The organism is Dyadobacter linearis (assembly GCF_907165045.1).
In the GTDB taxonomy this organism is placed as follows: Bacteria; Bacteroidota; Bacteroidia; order Cytophagales; family Spirosomataceae; genus Dyadobacter; species Dyadobacter linearis.
In genome coordinates this window covers 173752-188936 of record NZ_CAJRAU010000010.1, presented here as the reverse complement: position 1 = coordinate 188936, position 15185 = coordinate 173752, and the positions used below count along the sequence as shown (strand labels likewise).

At 47.3% G+C, this 15185-nt stretch carries 11 protein-coding genes; 1 reads left to right on the top strand and 10 read right to left on the bottom strand.

All coding sequences use genetic code 11. The annotated features are described in order from the left end of the window. Positions 1-105 precede the first annotated feature (105 nt). The 8 genes from KOD92_RS25190 to KOD92_RS25155 form a co-directional block, all read right to left on the bottom strand. Complete coding sequence (locus tag KOD92_RS25190; RefSeq protein ID WP_215236370.1) at positions 106-306, bottom strand: hypothetical protein; 201 nt, start codon at positions 304-306, stop codon at positions 106-108. Then, a complete protein-coding gene (locus tag KOD92_RS25185; RefSeq protein WP_215236369.1) occupies positions 279-1019 on the bottom strand; it encodes a ThuA domain-containing protein in 741 nt (246 codons plus the stop codon). The genes KOD92_RS25190 and KOD92_RS25185 overlap by 28 nt, the downstream gene beginning before the upstream one ends. Positions 1020-1054: 35 nt before the next feature. After that, positions 1055-4600 carry a PVC-type heme-binding CxxCH protein gene (locus KOD92_RS25180; protein WP_215236368.1) on the bottom strand — a complete coding sequence of 1182 codons (3546 nt, stop codon included), beginning with the start codon at positions 4598-4600 and terminating at the stop codon, positions 1055-1057. Between the two features lie 88 nt (positions 4601-4688). Next, on the bottom strand, positions 4689-5390 hold the full coding sequence (locus KOD92_RS25175; RefSeq protein WP_215236367.1) for a DUF3823 domain-containing protein: 702 nt from the start codon (positions 5388-5390) through the stop codon (positions 4689-4691). Positions 5391-5410: 20 nt separating this feature from the next. Next, positions 5411-7318 carry a RagB/SusD family nutrient uptake outer membrane protein gene (locus KOD92_RS25170; protein ID WP_215236366.1) on the bottom strand — a complete coding sequence of 636 codons (1908 nt, stop codon included), beginning with the start codon at positions 7316-7318 and terminating at the stop codon, positions 5411-5413. Positions 7319-7334: 16 nt separating this feature from the next. After that, positions 7335-10835: a TonB-dependent receptor gene (locus KOD92_RS25165; protein WP_229254848.1), complete on the bottom strand. Its 3501-nt coding sequence runs from the start codon at positions 10833-10835 to the stop codon at positions 7335-7337. A gap of 216 nt (positions 10836-11051) precedes the next feature. Beyond that, positions 11052-12173, bottom strand: a complete 1122-nt coding sequence (locus tag KOD92_RS25160; protein ID WP_215236365.1) for a FecR family protein — start codon at positions 12171-12173, stop codon at positions 11052-11054. 92 nt (positions 12174-12265) lie between these two features. Then, positions 12266-12886, bottom strand: a complete 621-nt coding sequence (locus KOD92_RS25155; protein WP_229254847.1) for an RNA polymerase sigma factor — start codon at positions 12884-12886, stop codon at positions 12266-12268. A 264-nt stretch (positions 12887-13150) separates the two neighbouring features. Between KOD92_RS25155 and KOD92_RS25150 the strand changes: the two genes are divergently transcribed. Further along, positions 13151-13414: a hypothetical protein gene (locus KOD92_RS25150; RefSeq protein WP_215236364.1), complete on the top strand. Its 264-nt coding sequence runs from the start codon at positions 13151-13153 to the stop codon at positions 13412-13414. 92 nt (positions 13415-13506) lie between these two features. Here KOD92_RS25150 and KOD92_RS25145 read toward each other — a convergent pair whose 3' ends face one another. Beyond that, positions 13507-13893 carry a hypothetical protein gene (locus KOD92_RS25145; RefSeq protein ID WP_215236363.1) on the bottom strand — a complete coding sequence of 129 codons (387 nt, stop codon included), beginning with the start codon at positions 13891-13893 and terminating at the stop codon, positions 13507-13509. Between the two features lie 297 nt (positions 13894-14190). Next, on the bottom strand, positions 14191-15162 hold the full coding sequence (locus tag KOD92_RS25140; RefSeq protein WP_215236362.1) for a hypothetical protein: 972 nt from the start codon (positions 15160-15162) through the stop codon (positions 14191-14193). Between the last annotated feature and the right edge of the window lie 23 nt (positions 15163-15185).

The following is a 15185-nucleotide window of genomic DNA, read 5'->3' as shown; positions in this document are numbered from 1 at the left end:
CATCATCATTCATCATCATTCATCATCATTCATCATCATTCATCATCATTCATCATCATTCATCATCATTCATCATCATTCATCATCATTCATCATCATTCATCATCATTCATCATCATTCATCATCCCCGGGCTGAAGCCCGGGGCAATTGATTTCGGGCTGGCGCTTTGCGCCTCGCGGGCTTTTGCTACGTTCATGATTGATGTGAGCTGTGAAGCCGGGGCGATGACCTTTAAAATGGCGCCTTGCGCAAATTCCCAATCAATACCCGTCGACTTCAGTCGACGGAAAGGTTTGCTGCCCATTGAACAGCGTTACGTATTAATTTCTTATAAGGCTCAATTGTATGCGACGCCGCGTCGTGGCCCAGCGCAATCCCAACAATGCGACCTTTTGGGTACTTTACCACAAATAAGCTGGGATATGTATTCTCCGAAGTCGTGGCTTTCCCGGTCGCGAGCACTTCGATTGGCGTTGCGGCAGGATCTGTTTTGAAATAATAGAGCTCGTCGTCGAGGTGGAAAGTTGCTGGTAATCCTTTTGTGAGCGGGTGCTTTTTGTTGGTGATCGTCACATCGAACGGACCGTATTTATCATGCCCTTTCGATCCGCCGCCGACTAGCTTTTCGTTGTATTCAGGCCAGTCTTTCCAGTTATACCAAATGGCGGGGTGAGCAAGGATCAGCCCTTTTCCTGCGTCCGCAAATGCGAAAATCGCTTTTCTTGTCGCTTCATCGGCAATGGGCTGGTTGTTGGCCAGGAATAGAACGTCTGCATTGGGCAACTGGGACAATATGGTCGACGGATCGCTGGTATAGGTTACTACGGCCAGACCGTCTTTCTGCAAAGTAGCCACATCTTCACCCTTATACCAGCGGTCGAAATCGTGGGAAGAGCCTCCGCCTACCATTAATACACGGATCGGCTTTTTAGCTGGTGGGATATTTGCAGCTGCCTGGCCGGCGACCAGCGCGATTACAGTACAAAGCAACGCTAATTTTTGGATGAATCTGAACATAAAATGTATTTAAAATTTGACTTAATATCTGATTATCATTTCGTTACCCTTAGAATCCCATTCATTCCACGCCAGTGTCCGGGGAAAGTACACACGTAAGGATAGTCTCCCGGCACGTTCGGTACAGTGAATTCGAGCGTTACCGTTTCCCCCGTATTCACTAGCCTGGTGGAATGCAAAACTTCTGGTATTTTGGGCACATATTGTTTCTCGGCAGCCTGCGGGTCACGGAGCATTTCATCAGCTGCTTTCCCTACTTTTTGCAAGGTTCCCGGTTTGATGATCAACAGGTTATGCTGCATTCCGTCGGGATTTTCAAGATTGATAACCACTTTCTGGCCAGCTTTCGCAGTGATTAGTTTTTTATCAAACTGCATGATTTCCATTTCCACTTTCAGCTCGATTACGGTTGCTCCCACCGTTTTAGCGCCTCCTTTTTTGGATTGATCTGTCTCCGTTTCAGCCGCCTTACCTTCCTCCGGTTTGTTCAGTTCCAACGTTGCTTTTTGAAAATTACCCGCGAAGCCAAACTTACCTTCATAAACTCCAATGTTATTTTCGCCTTCCAAATCTTCCCCCGTGCGGACGGTATTTACAAGCGGCGTCGCGAAAAGCATATGTGCCTTGCCTTGTGCGGCTGGTTTTCCATCGATATTGATAAAGATCTTACCGTCTTTTTTCAGTCCCGCTTCCACATCAAATTTCTCCGGCAAAGGCTGACTGGTAGCGGCCTGAGCCAGCATTCCGTGCTGTTTTACGGCCATTATCATTTTTCCATCCTGAATATAAAGCGCATATCCGCCCTCCTTTCCTCCCTGGCCAGCGATAAAACCTTGCAAAGCCCGATCTTTTCCTTTTGCTACGCTGGCTTTTATCGTGATTTCTTTGCCCGTTACATCAGGCGGAAATTGGAGCGTATTTCGTCTTCCCAATGCATATACCTCCTTTTTCAAAGCATTACTGATCTGCCCTGAAAGTGCAGAACTGCCGCTTTGTTTTCCTGCTGCCGCCAGGAATCCTTTTTCATGCTGAATTCCAGCCGCCAGCAGCGCTTTTGAAAGCCACTTATCTTTAACATTTTCTTCTTCCAGGGAAGCCTGAAAAACCGCTTCGCCTACTTTCTCCGATTCCGGCATTTCAACTAAGGCTACGAAAACAGAAAGTCTTGTATTCAGATCAGGATCTTTCATGACCTTTTGAAGCGACTCGAAACTTTGCGCATTCTTTGGCAATACCGAAGCCGCCGCCTTGCGGACACCAGCCGCAGGATGCGAAAGTGCTTTATTTACAACCGCCAGACTCGGCATATCCGATCCATCGAGAACCCCAAGTCCGTGCAAAGTCCACAATGCATGCACTGCCGGACTATTTAACCCTACTTCATCCACTTTTTGATTTTCAATGATCTTATACAAATCCGGCACAACCGAGCGCTTTCCAGACTCTACGATCAGTCGCTGCGCGGTCATTCGCCAGAACATATTGTCGTTTTCCAGCGCTTTAACCAAACCTGGCAAATCGTCTTTGGAGAGTTTGAGCGGCTCAGATTTTTTCCCGTTTTTATAAACGATCCTGTAAACCCGACCGTGGTTGAGGTCGCGCATCGGGCTACTGAATGCATTGCCCGGCCCGCGCGGCTGTTCTTTGAAAGGAATAATAAATTCGGCAGGCGATTGTGCAGGTACGAAAACATTGTGCTGAATAATGAAATTGTACCAATCCGAAACCCAAACTGCCCCGTCGGGACCGACCTCGGCGTGCACCGGGCCAAACCATTCGTCGGAGCTGGCTAACAAATTCCAGCCATCTTTTTCTTTAAAACCGGCACCGTCTTTTTCAATAATCGCATTGTGCACCAGCCTGATTGTGGGCTCGGATACAAATGCAACGCGGTTCCAGTATTCTTTTGGAAAAGATCTTGCTGTGTAAAAACGGTGCCCCGCAGCAGAGGTAAAACCGCCTACCACATCCACTTGCCGCAAATTCGGCGTCATGGAATGCGCATCATAGTGCCCGTCGATCTTTTGCACTGCCTGTATCCCCGATTCCTCTCCTTCTACCGAACGCTGCAAATATTTTCCCGGCATTGAATAGAACGCGCTGTGCGTATTGTTGGCCGTCGACAAAAACACATTATTATCTTCCGTCATTCCCAGCCCCCAGGTATTGTTACTGCTGCTTCCCAAATAGGAAAAGTCCTTTCCGTCGGGTTTGAAATGATAGACGCCCTGCCCAAAATTGTAGGGTTTTCCCTCGATCTCGCCTTTAAAACCAGAGTAACCATTTACCCCCCAGATCTTATTGTCAAAGCCGTATTGCAGGTTAGACGGGCCCGCGTGGGTATCGTTTTTACCCCAGCCAGTCATAATCACTTCACGCACATCGGCTTTATCATCGCCATTGGTATCTTTCAAAAACACAAAATCCGGCGCCATGGAAACGATGATCCCGCCATTTGAAAAAACCATACTGGTCGGAATATTGAGGTCGTCGGCGAAAACGGTGAACTTATCTGCTTTTCCATCGCCGTTTGTGTCCTCACAGATCTTGATCCGGTCGTTTGCCGCCCCATCCGTTTCTTTAAATGTATTGGGATAATCCACCGACTCAACCACCCATAACCTGCCTCTTTCGTCCCACGCCATCGCAATCGGGTTGGTGATATCCGGCTCTGCGGCAAATAGTTGGATCTCGAAACCGGGTGCTACCTGCGTCAGCTTATTGGATTCAGCCGGCGAAAGTGCCTCCTGCATTTTAGGAACTACGTGTCTTTTGGTATAATGCGAGATCGTGTCAGAATCATAAATATCGGCGGCCGGGAGCTGCAATGCCTGAATGCTTTTCTGAACATCGTCGCCTATTGCCCACAAGACGCCATTTCTTACGAGATCCAGAAATCCTTTATTTGTCCAGGTACTGTCCTCGTGACCATACGCTGTATAGAAAACGCGCCCTTTCCCTTCGGTCCGCACCCAGGTATAAGGTTCGTGGTGATCGCCTTCCACTCTTTCGCCCAATACCGTCTTGTCAGGATTGAGGTTTTTGTGCACGTAAGTTTCATCCCAAGTTTCAAAATCCGTAATACCCTTCATCACCGGATGTTCGGGTTTCAGGATTGTATTTTTAAAAGAGCCTACCTTATGTGAAGCAAATTGTCCGCCTACTGTTTTGATATACCATTGCGAGTTTTTGAAACAGCCCGTCGCCGAATGCAGCGGGATCAAACCTTTACCGCCTTCAACAAAAGCTTTCATCGCATTTTCCTGTGGCTTGGGTAAGGAATCGTGATTGGCATAAATGATCAACCCGTCGTATTTCGCCAGATTTTCAGGGTTAATATCTTTGAGATCAGTAGTATAGCTCATATTGACCCCGCTTTTAAAAAGCTTGATCGCCAGCCAGGGCGCATATTTGCCCGAATCGTGGTGTTTGCTGGTGTGTCCTAAAAAAAGTACTTCTCCCCGGCGGGCTGACTTATTTCCTGTACTACTTCCATTGTTTTCAGAAGTATTCCCGGAAGGATTTCTGGCACAGGCGGCAATGAATAATGCGGCAAAAAGGATCAGGATGTTTTTCTTCATTATATAAAAATTCGGGGTTAGGCGCTTTTCCCTTAGCGGGTCTGTTAGAGCAATAAAGCGGGCCGGCTAGCAACCGGCCCGCTTCACATTATAAGTCTATTTTTTGAACCGGAGAGAATACCATATCCTCCACGTCTTTGATTTTTACACCCACCCGGCCAAAAACGTAATCCTGAGCAGGCACCAGTGCTGGAACGTTCACCGTCAGACTGATACTATTCAAATCTTTCAAATCGGCCGCATTCAGGTCCACTACGCCGATGTTGGTTGCGCGGGACACGAAATTGGTCTTATTGATAAAAAGCGACACGCTTTCCACGTCTTTTGCATTCACTCCAATTATGATTTTTTCCAGTTTCAAAGAAGCCGCTACTTTTCCTTCGCCGCCATTGAAGCTGGCATTTCTGATCATATAATAGGGCTGCACCTCCACGTCAAGCGTTTGGTTTCCGCTGAGCGCCACGTAAAGGGTATCTTTTTTAGAAGCATCCTGCTGGATCGTGCGGAACGGGCCGCGGCCGGATGGTACTACCAGTTTATAATTTCCATTGAACAAAAGCGCCGAATAACTCCCGTCCTGATCAACAGGCGCATCAATAGGCGCTAGCTTACCAAATCCGGGCTGCCAGAGTTGCAGGCGTACCTGATTGAATTCGACCCCGATCGGCTCGCCGTTGTAAACGATCTGCCCCGTGAGTGTCGACTTGGGATCCGTGAAATTGTCTTTACTGCAAGACAGCATTACAAACCCGAGCAGGAATATGGTCAAAAGCTGAACTGTTACTTTCATGATCTGATATTTTAAATGCCTTAGTGATTAGGATTTCTGACGATTTTGGGATTGTTATTAACAACATCGTCGCTGATATAGGAATAGTAATTCCCCAGCTGAAAGCGGTCTGCGCCGGTTACGCGGCTCAGCTTGGTCACTTTATAAATCCATTTCCCATTCGTGGGCGAGCCCGGGTTGTAGATTTTGTAAGACCAGAGTCCGTAAGGCTGCGTGTTGCGTTTCGTCGCCTTTCCAAGGTCTTTCGACAATTCGGCCTGGCTGATCGCATTACCGTCCATGATCTGGTGCGCGATCCTCCATCTTTTCATATCATATAAATAATGGCCTTCGAACGCGAGTTCTACTCTTCTCTCATGGACAATGCGGTCAAAATTAATGTCGGCAGCTTTGAGCGGCGTTACCAAACCGGCGCGTGCACGTACTATATTCATGTATTCAGCAGCTACCGGAAGCTGGCCGAGGTGAAAAGCCGCTTCCGCTGCATTCAGCAGCACTTCTGCAAAGCGATACCTTACCAGCCAGACCTCGCTATTTACCCCCCGCTGACCAGAGCCTACTACCGGATCCAGGTATTTCCGAAGGTAAAAACCGGTTTGGGCAGTAAATTCGAAACCATCGATCGGGCCGTCGAAGCCTACTACCTGCTCAGGTACTGTTTTGCCGGGTAAAGTCTTTTGCGCACCACGGTCGTCACCACTTACGACTGTACCGTTTCCAAGCTGAAAACCAGCCCAGATATCGACAGCGCGGCCTTTGAATGTAGTTCCCGGCAGCATAACGGTACCCGCGAGCCGGGCGTCTCTTCCCGCGAAAATATCAACCTGATTATCATAATAAACCGGCGTACCTGCTGCATTCACAGTGGGAATAGGCGCAAATGTATTGTCCAGTTTTTCAAATGCTTCCACGAAATTCAAAGACGGATTAATGCGGCCGCCCTCCTCTTCTTCCGCACCATAACGCGGCTGGTTCCAGCCTGTGAAGTAATGTACCTTGCCACTTTGCAGCTTATAATCCTCTACAAAAATGACCTCGGGATTGTTGGCCTTATCATAGAAAATACTCGCAAAATTCTCCGATAAGTCCGGCTTTTTCGTGTAAAGTGCGTATGCGCCGACGCTTCCGTCGATGATCGCTTTGGCAGCTGCCAGTGCCTTGGTGTAGTAACCCTGCGCCATCGATGCCGGAATACCCACTTCTCCACCCGGCAATGCTACGGAAGGAGTATTCGTCCCGTATTTCGCAATGGAGGCTGCGTACAGTGCAGCACGTGCTTCCATCGCCAGTGCGGCAGCTCTGGTTGCGCGTGATTTCTCACCCACATTGGCCGGCAAATCAGCCTTGATCGCTTCCGCTTCACTGATCACGAAATCATAGATCTCCGATTCCTTGGCTCTTGGATGCTGCAAATAGCTCGGATCCCCGCTGAAATCGTAAGTCAGAGGTTCCAGTATCAACGGTACGCCGCCCATTCTTTTTACCAATTCGAAATAATAGGAAGCGCGCAGGAAACGTGCCTCTGCCAGAAACCTCGCTTTCACGCCCGGATCCAACTTTTCAGCAGCTGTACATTTCTGGATAAACAGGTTCATTTCACGGATATAACCATAATCCCAGGCAGCCCAGGATCTGACATCCCAGCCGCTGTTTTGAAATGCATTGTACCGCCCCGCCTCAGACCAGAATGCTTCATTGAAATCGCCGATCGTAGTCCAGCCGGGGATATCGTTGATCGTTTTAAATGTTGCAATATCGACGTAGCGATTATACAAATCCCCCAAAACCGACAGTACCTGCTCTTCACTATTCCAGATCTGCGCGTCGGTGAGGATATTGGTGGGCGGCCGGTTCAGGAATGCGTCATCATCGCATCCCCAGTTCAGTGTCAAAACGCCGATCAGTAGTATATAAAATATCTTTTTCATCTTGAATATCAGCTTATTAGATTGACAGATTAATACCCACGTTCACAAACTTGGCTTGCGGATATTGCAGCCCGTTGTCGTCTGCTACTTCCGGATCTATCCCGTATTCTTTCAGGTTATCGATTGAAAACAGGTTATAACCGTTGATATAGACCCTGGCCCGTTGCATTTTAAGCTTTTCCAAAACCGATTTCGGAAGCGAATAGCCCAACTCGATCGTTCTGGCGCGGATGTATTTGACATTATGCACCCAAAAAGTGGAGTTCTTATTGTTGTTGCTGTGCGAGCCGTCGTTGTAGCGCAATGCCGGATATTTACCTGGAATCCATTCACTATTCAGATCAAACGGATCGGCGCGGCGCCAGCGATCGAGGAAAATGCTGTTCAATGCACCGTCGTTTTGATATGCCCAGCGCTGCTCCCAGTTCTGGTTCCAGGTGTACATTGCACCGCCCGAGAAGTCGGCATTCAATGTAAAACCTTTCCAGCTCACCGACATATTTAACCCGAAATTGATATTGGGTTGCCCGTTTGTGGTATAACCGATCGGTCTTTCATCCAGGTTGTTGATCACATTATCTCCATTGAAATCCTTGTAGATCAGGTCACCCGGCAACAAAGTGCGATTTCCCTGCCCGTCTATATTCACAGGATATTCATTGATCTGCTGCTGCGACTGAAACTGCCCAACCGTTTCGTAGCCCCAGAAAATATTATCATATCTGGCTTCCCGTGAATTGCGGTACTGATCCTGCGCGTTGTTAAAAATCGGCCGGTAAGAAGCTACAAATTTGCTTCTTGAAAATGACACATTACCGCCTACTGAATAGTTGATATCCCCCGATTTACCATTGAAAGTCAGCGCGCCTTCCCAGCCTTGCTGCGAATCGCTGTTTACGTTTTCGTCAGGCAAACTGTAACCTAGCTCACTTGGCACGAGCAGATCATATTTGCGGCCCAACAAGCCAGTGCGAAGTCTGTAAAAATAATCCACCGAACCTGTGATCTTCGTCCCGAGCAATGAGAAATCAGCGCCGATATCTGTGATCTTACTCTTGAACCAGGATATATTGTTGATGATCTGACCTTTATCCCGGGAAGTAACCACCGGATTTCCGCTCAGAATCGCATTTCCCTGGTTGTAATTGTAGCCCGGCAGGTACGCGTACGGACTCAAAGGGTTGTTAGGATCATTGTTAAAAAGGATATTATCATCTCCCAGAACACCATAGGAAGCGCGAAATTTCAGGTCGTCGAGAATGCTGCGCGGACCAATGAGATCTTTAATGAATTTCTCCTCCGTGATTCGCCAGCCTACCGAAGCCGATGGAAATGTACCAACGCGCCGATCAGGTGCAAACTTCCAGGAAGCATCGCGGCGGGCCGAAAGTTCGACGTAATACTTATTGGCAAAATCATAATTTACCCTACCGATATACCCTATACGCGCCAGCTCAGAATCTGAGTCATTATAAGTATCCATAGTCGGGAAATAGATCAGCGGCAGCACGTTGGTTTTCGGCACCGAATGCACCCATTGTTCCTGCACCTGTTCCTCCTGCCGCTCGGCCACGAAGGTTGCGCCTACGGTATGTTTGCCGAATGTATTGTTGTAATTCAACTGGCCCTGGTACACATTCCGCATTACTTTTTTGGTCCCACGCTCGCGCCACGGATTGGTACTTCCCCCGGTTACCGTGTAGCTTTGATCGGTAGGATTGTAGGTATAAGCTTCGTAAGTGTACTCGTGCCCGTTCATCACGCGGTCGGCGATGTAATAGGAAAACAGCCCTTTGGCTACCAACCCTTTTACGCCGGGAATCATATATTCCCCCGTGAAATTGCTTTGCAAAACACGCCAGTATTCCGTCCAGTATCCTCCCAGTTTCTTATTGTTGTAAGCCCAGTTGGTTTCATTATGCTTGATATCGTTCAGATATTCAGGGTTATCGTTGGCATAAGGCCGCTCAAATGGCCGGTTTCTCAGAATAGCGAAACGTGGCAGCCAGTAATCGTCTGCGCCCGGAATACCCGGCTGGTCGCGCGCTTCAATGCGGCCGTTGATCTGCACACCCAGTTTCAGGCGGTCGGTAATTTTCGCATCTACATTACTCTGGATATTGGTTCGTTGAAAAGTAAATTCCCTCCCCAGTACCGCATATTGTTTTAAATGCGTGGCTGAAATATAGTAGCTGATCTTGTCGGAGCCGCCGGTCATATTCAGGTTGAGCGAATACAGCGGCGCATTCTTTTTGATTATAAAATCCTTCCAGTTAAAAGTCTGATAACCAGGCTCAGTACCTACCCTGTATTTTTCCAGTTCAGTGGGCGTGATCGTCGTTTTCCCGTACTGGTTCATTTCCGCCTCTGCGCGGCCGAGCATCCATTGATACGAATCGTTGACCACATTCGGGAAGCGCGACCAGTTTTGCCAGCCGGTATAAGCGTCGATATTGACCGTATTTTTGGTACTGTTTTTCCCGCGTTTTGTAGTTACCACCACTACTCCATTTGCAGCGCGAACCCCGTAAATAGCCGCCGAGGCATCTTTCAGTACCGTGATACTTTCAATATCGTTGGGAGAAATGTTGTTAAACTGTCCCGCATCCTGCTGAATCCCATCGATCACAAAAAGCGGGTTACCCATATTCCTGATCTGCACATTGGCACTCGCGCCGGGGCGACCGTCGGGCATACGAAAAGTAACGCCCGGGATCTTTCCCGCCAGCCCGGAGCTGACAGTCGAACCGCCGTGAACGCGCTCGATATCCTTGCTGGTCACCGTTGAAATAGCGCCGGTCAGCGATTCCTTTTTCTGGGTACCATAACCTACCACAACTACCTCTTCCAATGCTTTATCGTCGACCTTCAAAGCCATTTCCACTTCCGTTTGTCCCTCGGCTACAATGATTTCGCGCGATAGAAAACCGACAAAAGAGAATATCAATGTCGCTGTTCCGTTCGGGATTGTTAATGAGAATGCACCTTTTTCGTCGGAAGAGGTACCCGTTTGGGTTCCTTTTAAAACAATACTTACACCAGGCAATGCAGTACCCGATTCGTCCTTGACAGTACCTCGTAGAGTCCGGTCGATTGTCTGAATTGTGCTTGGCCCCGGTTCAACCGGTTCTACGTCAGATACTTTTACCGGCGTTTTGTCCGGCTTGATTACGATCAGATCTTCGCTCACTTTGTAATTCAGTTGCAGCGGCCGGAGCAGTTGATCGAGGACAGAAGATAAATGTGCATTACTGACCTTGATAGTTGCTTTTCTGTCAGACTGTATCAGCCTGGAACTGAACACAAACTTGATATTAGTTTGCTTTTCCAGTTCTTTCAAAACCTTTTTTACATCCTGGTTTTCAATATCCAGCGATACCTTCTGCGTGAGGGCCGACTGTGCTCTGCCGTCTACCGCCCACGACACTCCGGCAAAGAGGCACACCAGGAAACACTGTATAAATGTGATACGCATAAGAGTTACGAGCAGGTCATCGGTTCGTCGAACTTTTTCCATATTTTTGATTGATTTGTTGGTTAAGGAGATTTTATTCAACAATATCTTCCCGGGCGGCCACTTCTGTGGCTGCGAGTAATTAGCGTTACTTTCGGGGATTCCAATCAGTCATGTGGCAGCATGGCTGATTTTTTTTGTCGACAGTAGGGCTCTATGTCATTCTGATTTTGGTTTTTGGTGAAAAGACTTCCTGACTCCGGCAATTACAATTTGCTTCTACCTGCATCCGTTTCCAGTGATCCTGACCTGATCTCCGTCGATCTCATAGGTTGCATCAATGGCGTTACATATCACCGCAAGCTTTTTGCTGAAAGGCTGTCCGACTAAAGTGGCAGTTAGCGGACATTTTTTCAGCGCTTCCACACTACAATTTATTTTTACATTATATGCTTCCTCCAATGATTTAAATACTTCACCGACCGGCGTTTCGTCAAATACAAAAAGCTGTGAGGCGATATCATATTGATTTTGAGCAACAACAGCGGGCCCGATCGGTTTCAGGACTCTGCCGCTGCCAGGGGCAAGAGCAATTTTTTGATCAGGATAAAGAATAAAACCTTTTTTTTCAGCCTTGTTCACCTCCGTTTCACTCGCATTATCGCTACCTACCGAGAAAACCGTCACCTTCCCAGTTTTCACTTCCACCTTCACTTCACCACTTTTTTCACGCGCATCCACACTGAAACTTGTTCCCAGCACTTTGGTCACGATACCTCTTGAATACACCAGAAATGGCCTCGAAGGATCTTTTACGATCTCAAAAAAGCCTTTTCCACTGAGAGTAACTTCCCGCTTTTGTCCGGCCGCCATCTCGCGGAACGAAAGCCAGGAGCCGGGTTCGAGCACGACTGAACTTCCGTCGGGCAATAGTACAAACCGCGGTCGTTTTGCATCATTTGTAACTTTTCTGAGCGACTGCTCTTTCATTACAGCAGGCTCTTCGCTTCTTGTAATTACATTTTGAGGACGAATAAAGTACCAGAAACTCAGTGCCCCTATTCCACAAATCAGAGTGACCGAAGCCGCGGCCCGGATCCATTGCCACGTCTGCTTCGCCGGCTTTTCCTCTTCCAAAACCGGCTGCTCCTCCACATACATGCTATCTTCCACGACCTTCCACATTTTACTGCTCTGAGCTTCGGTAGGGCGGTTTTTGCCAGTATCTTCTGCCAGCAGGTAAATGTATTCCCTCGCCGATTCGACTGTTGCCGCTTTTTCAGGATATTGTTCCAGAAAACCTTTCCAATAAGCTTCGCTATCCGCGTCGGGGTTAAGTACCCAGGCAACAAATGCATCAAGCCTGATCAGGTCGGTGAGAGAGTAAGGGGTGTATTTCATCGGATCTTGAAAGGGTTGATTCCCCTCAAATACAAAGAGCGGAGATCGTCGGGTTTGACCTCTATAAAATGAAATTATTTTAGAAAAAAATTCTAAAAGTTAGATAAGGAGCAGATTATCAGCAGGAAATTAATGATCACATTTTGGGTCTGCCGGAATGCTGTAAGTGCTTTATAAAGAAAGTTACGCACCGATTTTTCATTCACACCCATAATCTGGCCAATCTCCGCAATACTGAATTCGTCGAAATAGCGCAGGGTAATCGCTTCGAGCTGGCGCTCGGGAAGCTGGGCAAGTAGCTCTTTGATCCGCTGGGCACGCAGCAAATTAGATTCCGACTCTATCAGCATTGTCTGCGAATCGGAAAAGGAAAACGGCATGATCTCCGGGTCGGTAATGTCAGAAATCTCTTCGGTCGCCGGATACTTATCTAATGTCTGGTGAATCCTCCGGCGTAATGCCCGGTAGAGATAGAATTTAATCGAGGAGATATTCTCAGTCAGATTAGCCCGCAACCGCCAGATATCAATGAATATATCCTGGATCGCATCTTCGGTTACTGCGGTGTGGGTGGTGAGCTTGCAGCCGTAGTTGTATAGCGTACGGTGGTATTTTTCGAAAATGAATGTAAAAGCCTGCTCGTCCCCTTGCCTGAGCGCCAGCCAGAGTTGCCGCTCTGTTTCCCACCTGCCAAAAGTATCCTTTACGACCACATTCTGCTTTTTTAGACAAAGTACCAGGGCACGAAATTATACTATTATGCTATTTAATATCAATCAATTCACATAATACTTGCAGCGAGTCTCACGATTTTCACTTGATCCCGAAACGAAAAATCCGCCAAAGCCAATTCAATAAAAACTACTTCTACAAAAATTTGCAAACTATTTTGAATTCAGATTAAAGTCTGAAAAGGTCAAAGTTCCATGGCATAACATTTGAGTAACATTGACAACGTTATAAAAATTTCGATAATAATGGTCACGTTAAACTTTGTCAAGGATGACTGGGTGAAGGAAAAGAACGGTTCCCGACTAATGCGGGTAGATGAATACCAGATCATCGAAGCCGTCAACTATGCGAACGGTAATCAGGCATTGCCGTCCTCGAAGCGGGTTTATAGTGGAAAGATATGGTGTACTTGGGTGAATGACAACAAGACAGTGGTGACACAGCCGTTTTGGGAAGAGGATCTTGAACCTGCTGTTCCAAATGTTGCGCAATCTCAAAATAATCATTGACGAGCCCGTTCTGTACTATTCAGTTGCACACACTTTTTATATTAAAAAAGCCCGGAAAGTTAATTTCCGGGCTTTTGTTTTTGTAGTAAAGGTTAAGGCTTACCACTGTCTGCCTTATTCACTGAACTGGTATCGCCAGTGGTTTCTGCTGTTCCTTTCTTATTCTTTCTACGATTCATTCTGTCTGTTTTTCGGCTGTTTGAAGGTACTAACGTATCCTTGATCACAGCTCCCGAACTGGTCTGACCTTTAATCAAGGTATCCTCGGAAGGGATATTGGCAGGTCGTACCGGTGATTGGGGAGAATTGAAATCTGTCTTACTTTCGGTTGCAGGAGCAGTAGTTGCCGGCTGCTGCGTTGGTGTCGTTTGCGGAGTAGTTTGTCCGGGGGCCGGGTTGGTTGGTACCGGGGTAGTTTGCGCGGAGGCAATCCCTGCACTGGCAAGAAATGCACTCAGTATTATTGATAATGTTTTCATTTCAGTCTGGTTTTTAGATGATTAGCCCGCCGATTGCGGATAACTTTTCTATACCAAAAGCATTCCAGAAGCGATAGCGGAATGAATATTTCCAGGATTTCTCAAACTCTAATACAGTTTAAAGATTAGAGAGTGCATTCGAAAAATTTCGTACTGACTCGTTCAAAGTTCGGCTGGTTAATACACAATTTGCGTACACTAATACCCAGACATCCAATAATTTGCCGACTTCGCTTATAGAAAATCTACATAGAAATAATTCGCAGCAATGTGGGACAATCGAAATTTGCTTGGCCGTCAGAAAGTATAAAATTCGTAGCTGACCTTCCATTTATCTTCTTTACCCGGCGCTGCGCTAATTTTAATATAAGGCTCCGGACAAGAAGTGGTAGGGCACGCCCAGTACACCAGTTTTTCGAGCGGCTTGTCGCAGGTCATTCTCACACCCGCTTTGCTTTTGGTGTTTTCAATACGGATATCATAATCCTTCGCGGAGGAACCGAAACCCTGGAGCCCACTGCTGAAAACCTGGTCGCCATTCACCACTTGCCGCGTATAGACCAGCTGCTTGCCCGCAGGTTTAATAATACTACCAAATCCGCTCCCCTCGCCTGTCACTTCAAATGGGAAAACGATCCGGATGTTTTCATTGGAAGGTTCGTTATCGATCATGAAAAAGTTGTGGTTGTAGGTGCTGGTCTCTATCGTTTTTGTGCCGGTATTTTTCAGAGTATGTTCCAATACCAGTTCAGGCTTGCCGGGTACCAGTCTCAGGGTTTTGGTGTAAATGTAGGAGTAGCCGGAAGCATCTTTTAATTCGTGGACAAACTCAACTTTGTCTTTTCCCTTGGTCACATTCCATTTCCCGGGATTTCTAATCTCATAATCCGTTGCAAATGCATATTTCTTATTGTCTGGCTTAACTAAAGTGCCCACGCCGATCTTCACAAAGGTCTCGCCCGCTTTGGCTTGATCGAAATTCAGCGCGACGAATTCTTCTACCGGCCCCATAATCGCATCGTGTAGCTTAGGGTCGTAAGGCGCCTGGTTCCATTTCCCGAAATAAGAATGACCATTGTATTCCAGACTTGGCATTACGCCACCCCAATCGAAGCGCGTGCCGCGGTAATATCCTTTTTCTGCGTTAGGGAGATATAGTTTTGCTTTAATGATTCCATTCGTGATATCGGTAGATGGAAAATCGGCCAGCCTGAATGCAGTCGCGCAAATGCACAGCAGGGCGATGATGAAACTGACTGTAATTTTCATGCGAGCGTTGATGTTTAGGAATT

Excerpts from the sequence above, each read along its gene's own strand:
- KOD92_RS25140 (WP_215236362.1), bottom strand. The coding sequence starts at position 15,162 with ATGAAAATTACAGTCAGTTTCATCATCGCCCTGCTGTGCATTTGCGCG.
- KOD92_RS25190 (WP_215236370.1), bottom strand. The coding sequence starts at position 306 with ATGGGCAGCAAACCTTTCCGTCGACTGAAGTCGACGGGTATTGATTGG.
- KOD92_RS25150 (WP_215236364.1), top strand. The coding sequence starts at position 13,151 with ATGGTCACGTTAAACTTTGTCAAGGATGACTGGGTGAAGGAAAAGAAC.
- KOD92_RS25175 (WP_215236367.1), bottom strand. The coding sequence starts at position 5,390 with ATGAAAGTAACAGTTCAGCTTTTGACCATATTCCTGCTCGGGTTTGTA.
- KOD92_RS25170 (WP_215236366.1), bottom strand. The coding sequence starts at position 7,318 with ATGAAAAAGATATTTTATATACTACTGATCGGCGTTTTGACACTGAAC.
- KOD92_RS25145 (WP_215236363.1), bottom strand. The coding sequence starts at position 13,893 with ATGAAAACATTATCAATAATACTGAGTGCATTTCTTGCCAGTGCAGGG.
- KOD92_RS25160 (WP_215236365.1), bottom strand. The coding sequence starts at position 12,173 with ATGAAATACACCCCTTACTCTCTCACCGACCTGATCAGGCTTGATGCA.
- KOD92_RS25165 (WP_229254848.1), bottom strand. The coding sequence starts at position 10,835 with ATGGAAAAAGTTCGACGAACCGATGACCTGCTCGTAACTCTTATGCGT.
- KOD92_RS25185 (WP_215236369.1), bottom strand. The coding sequence starts at position 1,019 with ATGTTCAGATTCATCCAAAAATTAGCGTTGCTTTGTACTGTAATCGCG.
- KOD92_RS25180 (WP_215236368.1), bottom strand. The coding sequence starts at position 4,600 with ATGAAGAAAAACATCCTGATCCTTTTTGCCGCATTATTCATTGCCGCC.